Below are 16665 nucleotides of genomic sequence, written 5' to 3' on the forward strand. Positions count from 1 at the left end.
CCGGGAATTGCAGATCATGAACATTGGAAACACGACTCCGGCGGTGAGACACACGCAGGCGTCGGGAACGCTGTCGCCAGAATCCAGGCGCATCATGGATGACGTCGACGCAGCCCGGAATACCGCAAAGTCGGCGCTGACCAATGACCGCTTTCGCGTCATGCTGGAGCAGATCGGCAATCCGCAGTCGTCGGGTGACCTGGTGACGATGAGCGGCAACGCCAACGGCACCGCCCCGGATTTCAAGACGGCGCTATCGCGTTACGCTGAAAACAGCGAATAAGTTCGATATCAGGCGCGGCTGCGGCGGCGTTCGCGGCGGGCTTCGCTGGTCTCGGCGGTGTTTTCCGTTGCCACCTTGTTGCGCATCGGACCGATGCGCTCGACGATCCCCGCGACGGTCGGGCGTTCGGATTTGGTGTGCGCGTCGAGCGCCTTGCGCATGGCGGCAAGGTGCTGGAACGAGGTGCCGCAGCAGCCGCCGATGATCTTCGCGCCGCCATCCACCGCCAGCCGGACATAGTCGGCCATCAGCTCCGGCGTGCCGGAATAATGGATCTCGGTGCCACGAAATTCGGGAATGCCGCAATTGCCCTTGACGATCACCGTCGCTTCCGGCTTCGCCTCGGTCATGTCGAGCAGCGAGGCCAGGATGTCGGAGGCGCCGACACCGCAATTGGCGCCGACACCGAGCGGTGTCTCTGAAAGTCCGTCGACGACGCCGTGGATATCCCTGGGCAGCAGGCCCATCATGGTGCGGCCGGCAGTGTCGAACGAACCGGTATAGGTGTAGGGCAGGCCGACGCGGATGGCGGCCTCCGCCGCGGCGCGGATTTCGTCCGGCGCAGACATGGTCTCGATCCAGGCGACTTCGGCGCCGCCTTCCTTGAGACCCTCGATCTGCTCGGCAAAAGCCTCGACTGCTTCGTCATAGGTCATGGCGCCGAGCGGCACCAGCAACTCGCCGGTCGGACCGACCGAGCCGGCGACGATGACTTTCCTGTCGGCCTTGTCGGCGACCGCGCGGGCAATCTCGGCGGCGCGCTTGTTCAGCGCATGCACGCGGTCCTGCGCATGATGCAGCTTCAGCCGGTGGCGGGTGCCGCCGAACGAGTTGGTGAGGATGATATCGGCGCCGGCGTCGACGAAATTCTGGTGCAGGCTGGTGATGGTGTCGGGCGCTGCCTCGTTCAGCAACTCCGGCGCTTCGCCGGCCTCCAGACCCATGGCGAACAGATTGGTGCCGGTGGCGCCATCGGCGAGCAGCACGCCCTTTTCGGCCAGCAGAGCATCGATGGGATTGTTCGCGGTCATCGGATCGACTTTCAGTATTTGAATGGAATAAGGATATAAAGAAGTCTTTATGTCCAGTCAATGTGTTTGCGACCGGCAATTGCCGGGCGGTGCACCTTTCCGGGGCGTTGGGGATCAGGCAGAACCCGATGGAAATGACGCGCCGGCCAGATTGCGCGCGTAGGCGGCGGCCTCATGCGGGTTGATGTCGGCGGCGCGGATCAGATTGTCGAAATGCTGGGTCAGCGCTTGGACCGGCTGGGTGGCGTTCAGCACGACATACATGTCGCCGACATATATGGCGGCGCGATAAGGGCCGAAGATGGTCAGCGGGATGGAATAGCGCATGCGGCCGTCATAGAGGAACAGGCGGAAGGTGGGGTAGAGATCGTCAAGCAGCGTCGCCATATGGGCAAGCTGCTGCCGGCGGTCAGCCTCGGGAAAGCGGTCCCAGACGCCCAGGCCGCGGGCGAAAATCTCCAGCGTGTGGCGCGGCATGCAGACCTCCATGTCGGTCTCAGGGCGCCGGTTGTACTCGATGCGGTACTGCGTCTCGCTCGCCTGAGCGAGGCGGCTGCGGTTGGTGATGTTGGCTTCGTAGTCGACCAGCTGGCGTGTGCGCAGGAGGTCGGGAATGCCGGCCGGCACATAGCGGATCTTGGTGCCTGCGGCCTCGGCGAACCATTTGGCGAGCAGCGTGCGGTCGAAGCCGTCGGGCGCCTCTTCGATCTCCAGGCTTTCGCGGATTTCGCCGGTGACGCCTTCGTCCTGGGAGAGGCCGAGGAGCCAGTCCAGCGAGATCTTGAATTCGGCGGCGATGTTGAGCAGCGTTTCGGCGCGCGGCAGGCGCGTCGAGGCGCCGGACATCAGTTGCGACAGCGCCGACCGATCGATGCCGACTGCTGACGCGAAGGCCGACTGGTTGAGGTCGGACCGTGTCAGGAGCAGCTTCAGACGCTCCCGAAAGATTGCCGACAGGTCCCGTTTGTCCACTGTTCGTTCTCCGCGCTCACTTAGGAAAAATTTGCGCCATAGCCGTCGAATCAGCACTCCAGGCGTAAATGAATCCCTAGGGTTGTTTACAATGTGTAACATCTGCGGTCAAAAATGCGCAAATGCAACATTTTGTACACTTTGTCTCGTTGAGTGGAATCGCTTCTCCTGACACTATGTTGTCAGGAACCAATTGGGGTTTCGGCGGCTGAGGGACAGTGGTCGATAGCATGACAGGCAAGAGCATCAAGCGACGCAACGCAGCAGCCATCGAGTGGCCGACCGTGGTTCTCGCTTTCTTCTGTTACGGAATGTGGCTCGCTGCCGGGCTCCTGCTCTGGCCCTCTTATCCGATCCTGGCACTTCTTCTCCTCGGCTTCATCCTGGCCTTGCAGTCGTCGATCATGCACGAAGTGCTGCATGGCCATCCGACGCGCAGCGCGCTCATCAACGAAGCCTTCGTCTTCCTGCCGATCGGCCTGGTCTGGCCGTTCCGTCGCTTCAAGACGCTTCATTTGCGCCACCACGCCGACGAGCGCCTGACCGATCCGCTCGACGATCCCGAGAGCTATTACCAGGCGCTGTGGATGCATGACGATCTGCCGCCGACGATGAAATTCCTGCTCAAGATAAACAACACCATGGCCGGCCGTTTCTTCCTCGGCCCTTGGCTGTCCTGCATCGGTTTCTTCGTCGACGACGCCAGGCATGTGATTGCCGGCGACAAGGTGATCGGCAAGGCATGGCTGCTGCATGCGATCGGCCTCGCCATCGTAGTGCCGATCGTGCAGTTCGGCTTCGGCATTCCCGTATGGCTCTACATTCTGGTGCCGGTCTGGCTCGGCCAGTCGCTGATCGCGGTCCGGACTTTCGCCGAACATCAGTGGTGCGAGCACCCTGAAGGACGCACGGTGATCATCGAGCGCTCGCCGCTGTCGTTCCTGTTCCTCAACAACAATCTGCACTTCGTTCACCACAAGACCCCGACCGTTGCCTGGTACAGGCTTCCAAAACTGTTTGCCGACCGCCGCGACGAGTGGCTGCGGATGAACAATGGCTACGCCTATCCGAACTATTTCGCACTGATCAAGGCCTACGCATTCAAGGCCAAGGAGCCGATCGTGCACCCGGTGCTGCGCCGCCAGCCCGAGCCGGGCAGGGCGTTCAAGCCGCGCATCAGGGCGCGCAGCATCAGCGGGCTTGGCAGCGCGCCGGTTCCGGCCGAGCCGCCGAAGGAATAATCCCCGGACATCCCGGTGTCGGCCAATTCTGATTGAACGCCGCGTTTTTGCGATCCTTTCCCGAGCCATGATGATTGAGTGTCGGCATGAGTGAATTGATTGCGGCATTGCCGATGTACGACTGGCCCGAAGTGCGCGGCGAGGTCGACGCGCAATGGGCAGCGTTGCGCGAGGCTTTTCGGCACAAGGGCATCGATGCGCCGCAGACAATCGTGCGCCGCAGTGGCGACCTGCCGCCGGTGCCGGGCGGTATCCGGGACGCCGAGGGCAAGCTAATCGCGCCCGATCCGGCGACACTGCCGCCGAACGAACTCGACCATCACCAGCTTTGGCTGCATCCGGCGCTGCTGTTCGCGCAGACCTGCTGGGGGCCGATGGAACTCGGCCTGAACAAGCATGTGCAGGTGGTCGGCCAGCCGAGCTACGACGCTTACGAAGGCGGCCAGGGCGAACTCTATTCCAGCGCGCTGGTGATGCGCACAGGCGAGGGATCGGAAGTTCGCTCGCCCGCGGATGGCAAAGCCTTGCTGCCGCTCGATCTGATGCGTGGCAAGCGTTTTACCTACAACAGCCTCGATTCGATGTCGGGCATCATCGCGCTGACGCGCGATCTGCAGGCCGCCGGCGAAAGCCTGGATATCTTTTCCTCGCGCAGCGAAAGCGGTGGCCATCGCGGCTCGATCGTCGCGGTCGCCGAGGGCAAGGCGGATATAGCTGCCATCGACTGTGAGAGCTGGGCGCTGGCGCAGCGTTTCGAACCTGCGGCAAACGCCGTGAAGGTCGTCGGCTGGACGGCAAGGCGCAAAGGCCTGCCCTACATCACCGCCAGGACGACGCCGGAAAGGACGCTCAAGGCTCTGCGCGAGGCGCTTGCCGGATCAGCCGAGCAGCCTCGCATCCAGCTTGTAGGTTGAAAGCTGCTCGTTACCGGTCTCGGTGATCAGGATCTGTTCCTCGATCTTGACGCCCTCATGGCCGCCGAGACGGCCGATATAGCTTTCCACGCACAGGACCATTCCCGGCTCCAGCACGCCGTCGGGCGTGTCCGGCGTCCAGTCGCTTGCATGCGGCAGGGTTGGATACTCGTCGGCGAGGCCGACGCCGTGATAGAGCACGCCGTAGCGCGCCGGGAAGCAATCTCCCGGCGGCACCACCGAGCGTTCGACCAGGTCGCGGAAGGATATGCCGGGCTGCATCAATTGCGTGTTGTGGGCGATCTGGTCGGCGGCGATGTGGAAGAGGTCCCGTTGCTCGTTCGATGGTCTCGCATCGCCGCAAAGCCAGGTGCGTGAGAGATCGGCGCAGAAGCCGTAGGGGCCGATCAGGTCGGTGTCGAAGGCGACGAGGTCGCCTGCTTCGATCACCCGCGATGAGCATTCCTGGAACCACGGATTGGTGCGCGGTCCCGAGGCAAGCAGCCGGGTTTCGATCCATTCGCCGCCGCGCGCAATGTTGCCGCGGTGGAGTTCGGCCCACAATTCGTTTTCGGAAATGCCCGGCGTTAGCGCCTTCTCCATTTCACCCATCGCCGCTTCGCAAGCGACGATTGCGCGGCGCATGGCGAGGATCTCGTCCGGCGATTTGATCAGCCGCGCATTTTCCATCACCGCTTCGCCATTGCCGATCGAAATGCCGAGGCGGGCGAGTTCCTCGACGCCTTCCGGGTTGATGTGGTCGACCGCAATGCGGCTGTTGCCGCCGCCATGCTCCTTGACCAGATCGGCGATGCCGGCCGCCCATCGGCGGACTTTGTGCTCGGTCAGCTCGCCGCCATAGAGATACATCCACGACACTGCCGGCCGCACCTCGTCGACGACGCCGGAATGATCGGACAGATGCTCGCAAGAGAAATAGTCGAACAGCACCACGGGTCCCTCAGTGGCGACGAAGCAGTGGCGGGTCGGATTGTGCGCGACCCACAGCTGCATGTTGGTCGAATCGGTGGCGTAGCGGATGTTGACGGGGTCGTAGAGCAGCGCGCCGGCGTAGTTTCGGCGCCTCAGTTCGGCGCGGAGGCGCTCGAGCCGGTATTTGCGCATCGCGGCAAGATCGGGCGCGGCGATGCCTGCCGCTTGCCATTCGGCTTCAGCCAGCGCGCCATAGCCCAGCACATGCTGGTTCAGCGACGCCGCCTTCTGGCGCGATGTTTCGCGCAAGGCTTCGACCGAGCCGGGCTCGAACGGCATGATCTTGCGATGACGACCGAACCCTTGTTTCTCCACCCGACGCCTCCCTGCCGACTTACTGTGGCGCTGCGCCCGCGGCCGCTTTCTTCAGCCGCGTGACCGTCAGCGTGCGGGTGGGCGGCTCGCTGTCGAACAGCATCGGAACGACCAACTGCTGCGGCGAGCCGTCAGCGACATAGCCGGCCTCGCTCAAGGCCCGCAGGATGCCCTCGGGAGGTTCCTTGTCATTGGCCATCACGAGCACCGCCGGCTCGATCAGCAAATGGCCGAAGTCCGGCATCTCGTCGTCGAGCACGACCAGATCGGGATCGACAAGACGCAGATTTCCCACCCAGTGCCAGCTCGATATCGCCGTGCGAACCGGACCGTTTGCCGTCAGCTGGCCATAGAGCGACTGGTAGTCGACACGCACGATGCTGCCGCGGCTGTCGCCGCCATTGAGGTGCGTGTACCAGGTCACCGGCAGCACGAGGATGGCAAGCGTTGCGCCGACAAAGACGACGACGTCCTGCACCTTCCTTCCCTTGTCGCCTCTGGCATCCATCCGCAAGGCCAGCGCGACCGGCAGCAACACAAGGATGGGAAGCATCCAGCGATCGCGAAATTGCGTCGTCCCGCTCGCCAGGACGAGCACGATGGTCATCGCCAGGGCAAAAGCGATGGTGCGCCACACCAGTTTCTCGGTCCATGGCGCCGGTTGCAGCGCGGGCGCCGGCTTTTTCCATGCGATGAGCAAAGCCGCGACGAATATGCCGGCCGGCAACACGGCGAAATACAGGATAGCCTTGCCCAGTCCGCGCATTCCGTAGAATGCGGTTTGTATGGCGCTTTCTCCTCTGCCCATGCCGAAGCCGCCGCTGTGCGACAGCAACTGGTCGGTGTAGGTCAGGTTCCAGTAGAGCGTCGGCAGGCAAAGCAGCACCGCCACGACAAGGCTGATCGAAAACCGGCGGTTGAGCATGACGCCGCGCGTTTCGCGCAGCGACAGGGTGGACAGCATCAGCGCGCCGAGAAAGATCGCGTTGTTGTATTTCGACAGGATGGCGGCGGCCATCGCCACGCCAAACAGCACATAGGTGGCCAGCGAACGCCGCTGCACCAGTTCAACGAGCGCAAGAAACAGCACCACTGAAAAACAGAAAGCGGCGATCGAGTGGGTGAGGGCGTGCTGCATCTCCCACACCATCTGCGGAAACAAAAGCAGGCCGAACATAGCGGCGGCGCCGGCTCGGCTCGAATAGCCGAGACGGCGGACAGCGGCGAAAACCGATGCCAGCGCTAGTCCGATCAGGACGTACTTAACGATCTTGAGCGCGAGGATATTCGTTCCGACCACGGAGGCGACCAGGCGGGCAAGCCATGTGTAAAGCGGTGGCTGCGACCCGCCATAGCCGGCCCAGAAATAGCGCATGTACATCAGCTGTTCGGAATCGTCGACGCCGACGCCGGTTCCGACGATATGGGACGACAGCGTCATCACCACGATCTGGACCAGGCAGTAGGGCGCGAGACAGAAGAGGGCGGCGTTGAAGGGACCGACCTTGCCGTTGCAGAGCCAGTCCGTCCATTTCTCTAGATAGCGCAAGGGAATCGTCTTCTCATAGGGGGAAAATGCCTGCGGCCAACTTCCGAAGGCCCCTTACACGATCTCACGCTCCCTGTCGCCTTTTCAGGTCCGCATCTTCTCGCCGCTGGGGTCGAAGGGCGCCTCGACATTGATACGCGCCGGACGCCGGTGGCCGAGGATCTCGATCTCGAACAGTCCGGCACTTTCGTCCTCGGCGAGTGCCGCCGGCACATAGCCCTGCGCCATCGACTTCTGCACATAGTGCGCATAACCGCCCGAGGTGACCCAGCCGACCACGCGCCAGTCGCCGTCGACGATGCCGCGCACGGCGGAAGCGCCTTCGGCAGCCTTTGAGCCACGCACTTCCTTGCCTGCCGTATCGAAGCGTGGCGCGCCATAGCCATGCGGCTTTTCCACCGTGCCATAGTCCTTGCCGACCTTGGCCCAGATCGGCTCGTCGCCCATGACATCGGCGTCGGCCGCATCGACGATAAAGGAAACGCGGCGCAGTTTCGGCCCTTCCGCCTGTTCCTTGGCGGCGGCCTCGCGGCCGATGAAGTCGTTCTTCTCCAGCTTGATGAAGCGGTCCATCGCGCCTTCGAACGGCCCGTAGATCGGGCGCAGCTCGCGGTACCAGGTCGGGAAGTTCTTCTCCAGGCGCATGGAGAGCAAAGCGCGCATGCCGAAATCGACGAGGCCGAACTCCTCGCCGGCGTCCTTGATCGCCTTGTAGACCAGGCGCTCATAGGCCGGCGCCATCCAGATTTCATAGCCGAGATCGCCGGTATAGGTGATGCGGTTGACCATGCAGGGCGCGCCGCCGACCGCCATTTCGCGGAAATCCATGAAGCGAAACGCCTTGGTCGAGATGTCGACATCGACCAGCTTCTGCAAGAGGTCGCGCGATTTCGGCCCGGCGATCGACAGGCCGACGAGCGTCTGATCGAAGCGGTGGATGCGCACCGAACCATCCTTCGGCAGGTGCTTCTCGAACCAGCGCATGTGGTATTTCTGCGCGGCGGACGAGCCCCAGATCATAAATCTGTCGTCGCCTGCCTTGGCGATGGTGAAGTCGCCGATCAGCTTGCCGAACTCGTTGATCATCGGCGTCAGCACGATGCGGCCGATCTTCGGCATGCGGTTGGTCATCAGCCGGTTGAGGAAATCCTCAGCCGCAGGTCCCGACACTTCGTATTTGGCGAAGTTGGCGATTTCGGTGACGCCGACGCGTTCGCGCGTGGCGCGCACTTCCTCGCCGATAGGACCGAAATCGTTTGAGCGGTGGAAGGAGACGACGTCCTTCGGCTCCTTGCCCTTCGGCGCGAACCACAGCGGGGTCTCCAGGCCCCAGCTATCGCCCATGACGGCGTTGTTGGCGAGCATCGTGTCATAGAGCGGCGTCGTCTGCGCCGGACGCGCAGCCGGCAGCTCTTCATTGGGGAAGCGGATGGAGAAGCGGCGCGAATAGTTTTCGCGCACCTTTGCGTTGGTGTAGCGCAGGCCGGCCCACTCGCCGAAGCGGGCGACATCCATGCCCCAGACGTCGAAGCCGGGATCGCCATGCACCATCCAGTTGGACAGCGCGAGGCCGACGCCGCCGCCCTGGCTGAAGCCGGCCATGACGGCGCAGGCGCACCAGAAATTGGTCAGACCCTGCACCGGCCCGACCAGCGGATTTCCGTCGAGCGCGAAGGTGAAGGGGCCGTTGATGATCTGCTTGATGCCGGCTTTCTCGATGCCGGGGAAATGCTTGAAGCCGATCTCCAGCGACGGCGCGATGCGGTCGAGGTCGGGCGGCAGCAGTTCATGGCCGAAATCCCACGGCGTGTTGACCGGCGACCATGGCTTGCAGGCCTTTTCATAGGTGCCGAGCAGGATGCCGTTGCGCTCTTGTCGGGTGTAGATCTCGCCCTTGAAGTCGAGCACGCCGATCATCTCGCGGCCGGTCGATTTGTTGAACTCTTCGACCTCGGGCATCGGCTCGGTGAGCAGGTACATGTGCTCCATGGCCAGCACCGGCAGTTCGACGCCGACCATGCGGCCGATCTCGCGCGCCCACAGGCCGCCGCAGTTGACGACATGCTCGGCGTGGACGGTGCCCTGTTCGGTGACGACGTTCCAGGTGCCGTCAACTTCCTGCGTCAGTTCGACGACGCGGTTGCGCAGCACGATCTCGGCGCCCAGCTTCTTGGCCGCCTTGGAGTAGGCGATCGTCGTGCCGGAGGGATCGAGATGGCCTTCGACCGGATCCCACATGGCGCCGACGAAATTGGTCTCGTCCATCAGCGGGAACATCGCCTTGGCTTCGGAGGGCGTGATCAGCTCGGTGTCCATGCCGAGATAGCGGCCCTTGGCGTGGGCCAGGCGCAGAAAATCCATGCGCTCGGGCGTATCGGCCATCATCACGCCGCCGGTCAGATGCAGCGAGCAGGACTGGCCGGAGATTTCCTCGATCTCCTTGTAGAGCTGCACCGTATAGGCCTGCAGCTTGGCGACGTTGGGATCGCCGTTCAGCGTGTGGAAGCCGCCGGCTGCGTGCCAGGACGAGCCGGAGGTGAGCTCGGAACGCTCGATCAGCATGATGTCGGTCCAGCCGGCCTTGGCCAGGTGATAGAGCACCGAGCAGCCAACGACGCCGCCGCCAATGACAACCGCTTTTACATGAGATTTCATGAGAGATAGGTCCGTTTTTGCGTAAATTGAATCAGGTGTGTCGGTTGGCAGGATGCCGCCAGTTGCTTGCCGATCAAAAATCGGTCGGCGCGCCGCCTTCGGCCGTGCGCTTTTCGACGAAGTCGTTGAGCTCTTCGCGGATCGCCGGGTCCATATAAGGTTCCTCGTAGGATGCCAGCCGCTCCTTCCAGACCTTGTTGGCCTTTTCCAGCGCGGTCGGCGATCCGGCTTCGGCCCAGGTCTCGAAATTGCGCCAGTCGGAGAGGATGGGCGAGTAGAAGGCTGTCTTGTAGCGGTCCTGCGTGTGCTGGGTGCCGAAGAAATGGCCGCCGGGGCCGACCGACTGGATGGCGTCGAAGCCGAGCGCTTCGTCGGACAGGTCGAGCGGGGTGAGGAACTCGGCCACCATCTGCAACAGGTCGATGTCCAGGATGGTCTTCTCGTAGGAACAGCGCAGGCCACCTTCGAGCCAGCCGGCGCCGTGCATCATCAGATTGCCGCCGCCCTGGATGGCGCCCCACAGCGAGAACACGCTTTCATAGGCTGCCTGCGCGTCGACCGTGTTGGCGGCGCAGGTATTGGAGGTGCGGTAGGGGATCTTGTAACGGCGGGCAAGCTGGCCGCCGACAAGCTGCGCCTTCATATATTCAGGCGTGCCGAAGGCCGGCGAGCCTGACTTCATGTCGACATTCGAGGTGAAGCCGCCATAGCCAACCGGCGCGCCCTTTCTCACCATCTGGGCAAAGGCGATGCCGGACAGCGCCTCGGCATTTTGCTGCACCAGCGCACCGGCGATGGTCACCGGCGCCATCGCGCCGGACAGGGTGAAGGGCGTGATGACGACGACCTGACCCTTGCTCGACATCTGGATGATGCCTTCCATCATCGGCACATCCAGTTTCAGCGGCGAATTGGTGTTGATGATGGTGAAGACGGACGGCTCTTCGAGCATCTGCTCATGGCTGATGCCGCGGGCGATCCTGGCGATCTCGATGCCGTCGACATTGCGCTCCTTGCCGAGCGAATAGATGTGGAACACCTTGTCGGTCAGCGTGGCGAGGTCGCGGATGCATTCGAGGTGGCGCACGGAAGGATGGATGTCGGTCGGCTCGACCGGATAACCGCCGGTGCAGTTCAGGATGTTGTGCATCTGCGCCAGGCGCAGGAAGTTGCGGTAGTCCTGCTGGTTGCCCGGACGGCGGCCGCGATCGAGGTCGGAGCAGTTCGGTGCCGACGCCATCATCGACAGGATCACATTGTTGCCGCCGAAGCGCACATTGTGCGCCGGGTTGCGGGCATGGAGCGTGAATTCCGACGGGCAGTTGGAGATGAGATCGAGGATCATGTCGCTGTCGAAGCGCACGCGCTCGCTGCCCTCGCGGACATCAGCGCCATTTTCCTTCATGATGCGGCGCGCTTCGTCATGCAGCACGTCGACGCCTATTTCCCTCAAGACGCGCAGCGAGGCGAGGTGGATCGATTCCAGCTCGTCGTCCGAGATCAGCTTGGTCGGCGTCAGCGGATTTCTCAGTTGTCGAAAAGCCGGCTGTTCGAAGGCGGCCGAGCCGCCGGCGCGCTTGCCCGCACGGCCACCGCGACGGGCACGGTCGGCTGCCAAAGGCGGTTCGGCTGGATGCAGGGCGGCGGTCATGATGGTCCTCGTACGATGCTGGTAGCGGGCGGCATAATGGACCGGCGGCTGTCCGGCCATTGCGGAGGCGGCGACCACTAGGACGAGGGAAGCGACATGCCCGAACGGCAGTCCGATAGCTGACAACCTTGCCGGGGATTGGCGGACAGGACGCGCCCACTGCGGCTCTTGGCGCAAGGGGATTTCAGGCGCGGCCCTTCCTTTCCCTAAATCGAACCGCTAGCTCAATGGTTTGCCGCTGGATGGGCCGGCAATTCATGTGGAAGGCATCATGGCTGCGACCGGTTCGAGCGATGGCGAAGCGGGGACGCAATGGGCGGCGCTTGCCGGCGTAACTGCCGCCCTCGCGATGTTCGGTGCGGCGCAAGGGCTGAGCTCGCCGCTGTTTACGCTGCTGATGCAGAAGCAAGGCATGTCGCCGGCGCTGATCGGCTTGTCGGCAGCGATGATGCCGCTTGGTCTGATCCTTTCGGCCTCGTTCGTGCCGGCAGCCATTCGGCTGGTCGGCGCGCGCAACCTGGCTGTGGGTTGCTCATTGATTGGGGCGCTGTGCTTCCTCGGCATCGGCTACCTGCAGGACTGGGTGGGCTGGTTCGTCATCCGCTTCACCATCGGTATCGTCATCAACCCGCTCTATATACTGGGCGAAGTATGGGCGCTGTCGCTGGCGCCGCCGTCGCGCCGCGGCAGAGTGATGGGGGCATTCAACACCGTGCTGGGCGCTGGCTATGCTGCGGGGCCTTTGGTCCTGACCGCGGTAGGGATATCGGGCTGGGTTCCTTTCCTGGTCGGCATGGCCGGCTTCATCCTGTGCGCCGCGATCCTTCGTGCTCTTTCGTCAAGCCTCGCCGGCTTCGAGGATGACGGCCAATTGCCCGGCGGCTTTTTCGGTTTCGCCAGGCTGGCGCCGGCGCTGTTGTTTGCCGTGCTGGTTTCAGCGGCGGTCCAGCAGGGCACCTACGCTTTGATGCCGGTCTTCGGTGCTGCCTATGGCTTGCCCGAAAGGACGCTGGCGGCCCTGGTGATGGCACTGTCGCTGGGAAACATCTTCCTGCAAATCCCGCTCGGCCTGCTGGCCGAGCGTTTCGGCGGGCGGGCGATGATCATCTTCTGTGCGTTGGCGACAACGGCCTGCGCGGTTTTGCTGCCGTTCCTGATCACGACGCCGGCGATCTGGCTCGTCCTTCTCGTCATGGGCGCGGTCGGCTATGGCGTCTACACCATGGCGCTGGTGGAGCTCGGCAGCCGCTTCAGGGGAACCGTGCTGGTCGCCGGCAACGCCGCCTTCGCATTGATGTGGGGCGCCGGCGGCATTGTCGGCCCGCCTGGCGCCGGTGCCTTGATGCAGACCATCGGTCCGCTCGGTCTGCCGGTGGTGATCGCCGGCCTCGACGCGCTGCTGGTGAGCTTCGCGCTCTATCGATCGTTCAAGCGCCAAAACTCCTGACAGGCCCAAAAGCTCCTGACAGGCCCAAACTCATGACAGGCCTTGTCTGGAGCAAACGGTTTTTCGCGGGGCGGGGCTTACCCGCGTCGGACAGAAAAGCTAGTCCTGAACCTGGTTTAGGTGCCAATGATGAACCTGGCGGAAGCTGACAACGAGAAGATGCAGTGGGCGGCGATCAGCGGCGTGATCGCGACCGTCTCGGTGTTCGCCATCGCGCAAGGCCTGTCCTATCCGCTGCTGAGCTTCATCCTGCAACGCCAAGGCGTTTCGCCGGCCATCATCGGGCTCTCGGCGGCAATGACGCCGATCGGCTTCATTGTCTCGTCGCCGCTGATCCCGGCACTGGCGCGCCGGTTCGGGGCAGGGCGCACCGCGCTTACCTGCGCGGCGCTTTCGGCTATTGTGCTTGCGCTGATCGGCTGGACGCAGAATGTCTATCTCTGGTTTCCGCTGCGCTTCTTGATCGGGGTGGTGACCAATCCACTCTATGTCTTGAGCGAAATCTGGGTCATTGCACTGGCGCCGCCATCGCGCCGCGGTCGCGTCATGGGTGTCTATTCAACCATCATCTCGGCCGGCTTCGCTGCCGGGCCGCTCTGCCTGCTCGCTGTCGGCACCGTGGGATGGCCGCCATTCCTGGTGGGGATCGCCGCCTTCATCTTCTGCGGCGCCTGCCTGGGGCTGGTGCTGCCGCGACTGCCGAAGGTCGACGAAGCCGGGCACAGGGTTTCGGTCATGGGCTTCATGCCCCTGGCATGGCTACTGCTGTCGGCGGTGGTCGTTGCCGCCGGTTTCGAACAGGGCGTGCTGGCGCTGCTGCCGGTCTACGGCACGCATTATGGCATCGCGGAAGCGCGCATGTCGGCGCTGCTGTCGGTGATGATCGCAGGCAATATCGCCATGCAGGTGCCGCTCGGCTTGCTGGCGGAACGGCTGACGGCGCGGCTGGTGCGATTCGTCTGCGTCGTGGTGACGGTGCTGGGCTGCGTGCTGCTGCCGCTGCTGATCGAGACGCCGTTGATCTGGCCTTGCGTCTTTATCTGGGGCGCGGTCTCCTATGGCATCTACACCATGTCGATCATCGAACTCGGCGAGCGCTTTACCGGCTCGGCGCTGGTCGCCGGCAATGCCGCCTTCTCCCTGATGTGGGGCATCGGCGGCATCGTGGTGCCGTCGCTGGCGGGTGGCGTCATGGATGTGATCGGCGCCTCCGGCCTGCCGATCACGCTGGGCACGATTTGTCTGGCACTGGCTGTGGCCACGGTCCTGCGCCGGCGGATGGTTTGAGGCCGCATTCCCCCGATGACCTGACGTACCATCTTGAATAAAACCGCTTGCAACGCGATGTAGGCAGGGCTGCCCGCCACTAGCCTGGAGACCATGCGTGACCCAATCGACGACAAAACGCCAGACGGATGCCACCGCGGAGGACAAGTTCCTCTGGTTGGAGGACCGGACCAGCAAGGAATCGCTCGACTGGGTGCATCGCCGGAACGAGATCACCATGGCCGAACTGCAGGGCGATCCGTCCTACCAGGCGGCGTTCGAGACGGCGCTCGACCTGATGACGGCCGAGGACAACATTGCGGTCGGTGCCGCGCTCAACGGTCAAGTCTATAATTTCTGGCAGGACAAGACCAATGTGCTCGGCCTCTGGCGCCGCACGACGGTTGCTTCCTACAAGACCGAGAAGCCTGTGTGGGAGACGATCATCGACTTCGACGTGCTGTCGGCCAAGGAGGGGGTGAAGTGGGTGTTCAGCGGCGCCAGCCGCCTTTACCCCGATTTCAACCTTTGCCTGGTGGCGATGTCGCCGGATGGCGGCGATGCCAGCGAGATGCGCGAATTCGACATCGAGACCAAATCATTCATCGAGGGCGGCTTCCGCGCTCCCGCCTCGAAATCCGGCTTTTCCTGGCTGGACAAGGACACGGTCATTGTCTCGGCTGCCTTCGATGAAGACGACAAGACCCAGTCCGGTTATCCGCGCGTCGTCAAGCTGTGGAAGCGCGGCACCCGGTTGGAGGAGGCGACGCCGATCTTCGAGGCCGAGAAGCAGGATCTCGCGGCCGGCGCGGGGGTCGAGCATGATGGCGACAGGCAGTATTTGTTTCTGGCCCGCACGATCGCCTTCTTCTCCTCGCACAGTTTTCTGCGCCTGCCGTCGGGCGAAAACCGCCGCATCCCGTTGCCGGACGATGTCACCGACAGCACCCTGTTCAAGGGTCGGTTTGTGTTCGGCGTGCGCAGCCCGTGGACGGCGCCGGATGGCACCGAATGCCTGCCGGACGGCCTCTATTCCCTGGATTTCGAACGCTGGATCGACACCGGCGAACTGGGTCCTGTCGAAACCATGCTTCAGCCGGCGCACCGTGTTTCGGTCGCCGGCATTGCCCGCACTCAGGACCGGCTGTTCATCAATCTGATGGACAATGTGCGCGGCAAGGTCGTTGTCGCCGAGCGCAGCGGCGACCGCTGGTCGCTGAAGCCGGTGGCGCTGCCCGAGAACGGCAATGTCGGCATCGCGCATGCCGAGCATTTCGGTTCCAGCGTCTCCTTCTCCTTCACCGATTTCCTGACGCCGAGTTCGATCATCTGGTCGGACGATGACGGGGTGACGCTGGCCACCGTGAAATCGCAGCCGGCGCGGTTCGACGCCGCGCCGCTGGTCTCGGAACAGTTCGAGGCGCGCTCGAAGGACGGCACCATGATCCCGTATTTCGTCGTCAGGCGGCGCGACCAGAAGGGTCCGGTACCGGCGCTTCTCTATGGTTATGGCGGCTTCGAAATACCGCTGCTGCCCGGCTATGCCGGCGTGCGCGGCAGGCTGTGGCTGGAGAAGGGCAATGCCTATGTGCAGGCCTGCATTCGCGGCGGCGGTGAGTTTGGGCCGGCCTGGCATCAGGCGGCGCTGAAGGGCAATCGCCAGACTGCCTTCGACGATTTCGCCGCGGTGGCGCAGGACGTCGTCAGGCGCGGCATCGCCACCGCTGCTTCCCTCGGCATCCAGGGCGGCTCGAATGGCGGCCTGCTTACCGGCGTTTCCCTGACGCAGCATCCCGAACTGTTCGGCGCCGTCATCATCGAGGTGCCGCTGCTCGACATGCTGCGCTACACCGAACTGCCGCCAGGCGCCTCGTGGATCGGCGAATATGGCGATCCGGCAAAACCGGAAGAGGCCAAGTGGCTCGCCGCCTATTCGCCGTACCATCATGTCTCGGCCGATGCCGACTATCCCCCGGTGCTGCTCACGACATCGACCGCCGACGACCGCGTCCATCCCGGCCATGCCCGCAAGATGGCCGCAAAGCTGCAGGAAGCAGGTCACGGCAAGACGTTGTTCTTCGAGGAGACGGAAGGCGGCCATGGCGGGCGCGGCGACCGCCGGCCGCAAGCGGCGCAAACCGCCATGAAATACGTGTTCCTGCAAAGGGTATTGAGCGGCACCGCTTGAATTTCGGGCCTCGGGCGGCATAGACTGCCGCCATGGTCTACATGAGCACATCCGGCGCCTTCGGGGTCGCGGTGACACCGTCGCCGCGCACGCTGCGCGCCGAACTGCTCAGGCTGTGCGCTCGCATCGGCTATTCGCCGCCCGCCGTCCTCTGACGAAG

The 16665-nt window shown here is 63.5% G+C and carries 13 protein-coding genes; 7 read left to right on the plus strand and 6 right to left on the minus strand.

The features are described from left to right. Positions 1-16 precede the first annotated feature (16 nt). Complete coding sequence (locus tag X728_RS162925) at positions 17-283, plus strand: hypothetical protein (RefSeq protein WP_031194729.1); 267 nt, start codon at positions 17-19, stop codon at positions 281-283. Between the two features lie 8 nt (positions 284-291). On the opposite strand, the gene bmt is transcribed toward X728_RS162925, so the two are convergent. Both bmt and X728_RS162915 read right to left on the minus strand, forming a co-directional pair. Then, positions 292-1314, minus strand: coding sequence for a betaine--homocysteine S-methyltransferase (gene bmt, locus X728_RS162920; RefSeq protein WP_023830548.1), 1023 nt, complete (start codon positions 1312-1314; stop codon positions 292-294). Between the two features lie 114 nt (positions 1315-1428). Further along, entirely contained in the window at positions 1429-2286 is an 858-nt protein-coding gene (locus X728_RS162915) for a helix-turn-helix transcriptional regulator (RefSeq protein ID WP_023681768.1), read from the minus strand. A gap of 230 nt (positions 2287-2516) precedes the next feature. Here X728_RS162915 and X728_RS162910 point away from each other — a divergent pair, with 230 nt between their 5' ends. Continuing rightward, positions 2517-3527 carry a fatty acid desaturase gene (locus X728_RS162910; protein WP_027050294.1) on the plus strand — a complete coding sequence of 337 codons (1011 nt, stop codon included), beginning with the start codon at positions 2517-2519 and terminating at the stop codon, positions 3525-3527. 86 nt (positions 3528-3613) lie between these two features. Then, the gene (locus tag X728_RS162905; protein WP_023830549.1) at positions 3614-4441 is read left to right on the plus strand and encodes a PhnD/SsuA/transferrin family substrate-binding protein; all 828 of its coding nucleotides are present in this window, start codon (positions 3614-3616) and stop codon (positions 4439-4441) included. Here the strand turns inward: X728_RS162905 and X728_RS162900 are convergent. From X728_RS162900 to X728_RS162885, 4 genes are all read right to left on the minus strand, one after another. Next, positions 4406-5713 (minus strand): Xaa-Pro peptidase family protein, encoded by a 1308-nt coding sequence (locus X728_RS162900; protein ID WP_023830550.1) that lies wholly within the window; start codon positions 5711-5713, stop codon positions 4406-4408. The genes X728_RS162905 and X728_RS162900 overlap by 36 nt on opposite strands. 55 nt (positions 5714-5768) lie before the next feature. Beyond that, a complete protein-coding gene (locus X728_RS162895) occupies positions 5769-7298 on the minus strand; it encodes a glycosyltransferase family 39 protein (RefSeq protein WP_023830551.1) in 1530 nt (509 codons plus the stop codon). 84 nt (positions 7299-7382) lie between these two features. Then, a complete protein-coding gene (locus tag X728_RS162890) occupies positions 7383-9953 on the minus strand; it encodes an FAD-dependent oxidoreductase (protein WP_023830552.1) in 2571 nt (856 codons plus the stop codon). 73 nt (positions 9954-10026) lie between these two features. After that, entirely contained in the window at positions 10027-11604 is a 1578-nt protein-coding gene (locus X728_RS162885; protein WP_023830553.1) for a trimethylamine methyltransferase family protein, read from the minus strand. A gap of 271 nt (positions 11605-11875) precedes the next feature. Here X728_RS162885 and X728_RS162880 point away from each other — a divergent pair, with 271 nt between their 5' ends. The 4 genes from X728_RS162880 to X728_RS162865 all read left to right on the plus strand — a co-directional run bounded on the left by X728_RS162880 (position 11876) and on the right by X728_RS162865 (position 16660). Then, complete coding sequence (locus tag X728_RS162880; RefSeq protein WP_023830554.1) at positions 11876-13051, plus strand: MFS transporter; 1176 nt, start codon at positions 11876-11878, stop codon at positions 13049-13051. 129 nt (positions 13052-13180) lie between these two features. Beyond that, positions 13181-14338: an MFS transporter gene (locus tag X728_RS162875; protein ID WP_023830555.1), complete on the plus strand. Its 1158-nt coding sequence runs from the start codon at positions 13181-13183 to the stop codon at positions 14336-14338. Positions 14339-14435: 97 nt separating this feature from the next. Then, a complete protein-coding gene (locus X728_RS162870) occupies positions 14436-16505 on the plus strand; it encodes a prolyl oligopeptidase family protein (protein WP_023830556.1) in 2070 nt (689 codons plus the stop codon). A gap of 32 nt (positions 16506-16537) precedes the next feature. Further along, the gene (locus X728_RS162865; protein ID WP_023670422.1) at positions 16538-16660 is read left to right on the plus strand and encodes a hypothetical protein; all 123 of its coding nucleotides are present in this window, start codon (positions 16538-16540) and stop codon (positions 16658-16660) included. The last annotated feature ends 5 nt before the right edge of the window (positions 16661-16665 follow it).

This window comes from Mesorhizobium sp. L103C119B0, assembly GCF_000502235.1.
GTDB lineage: Bacteria > Pseudomonadota > Alphaproteobacteria > Rhizobiales > Rhizobiaceae > Mesorhizobium.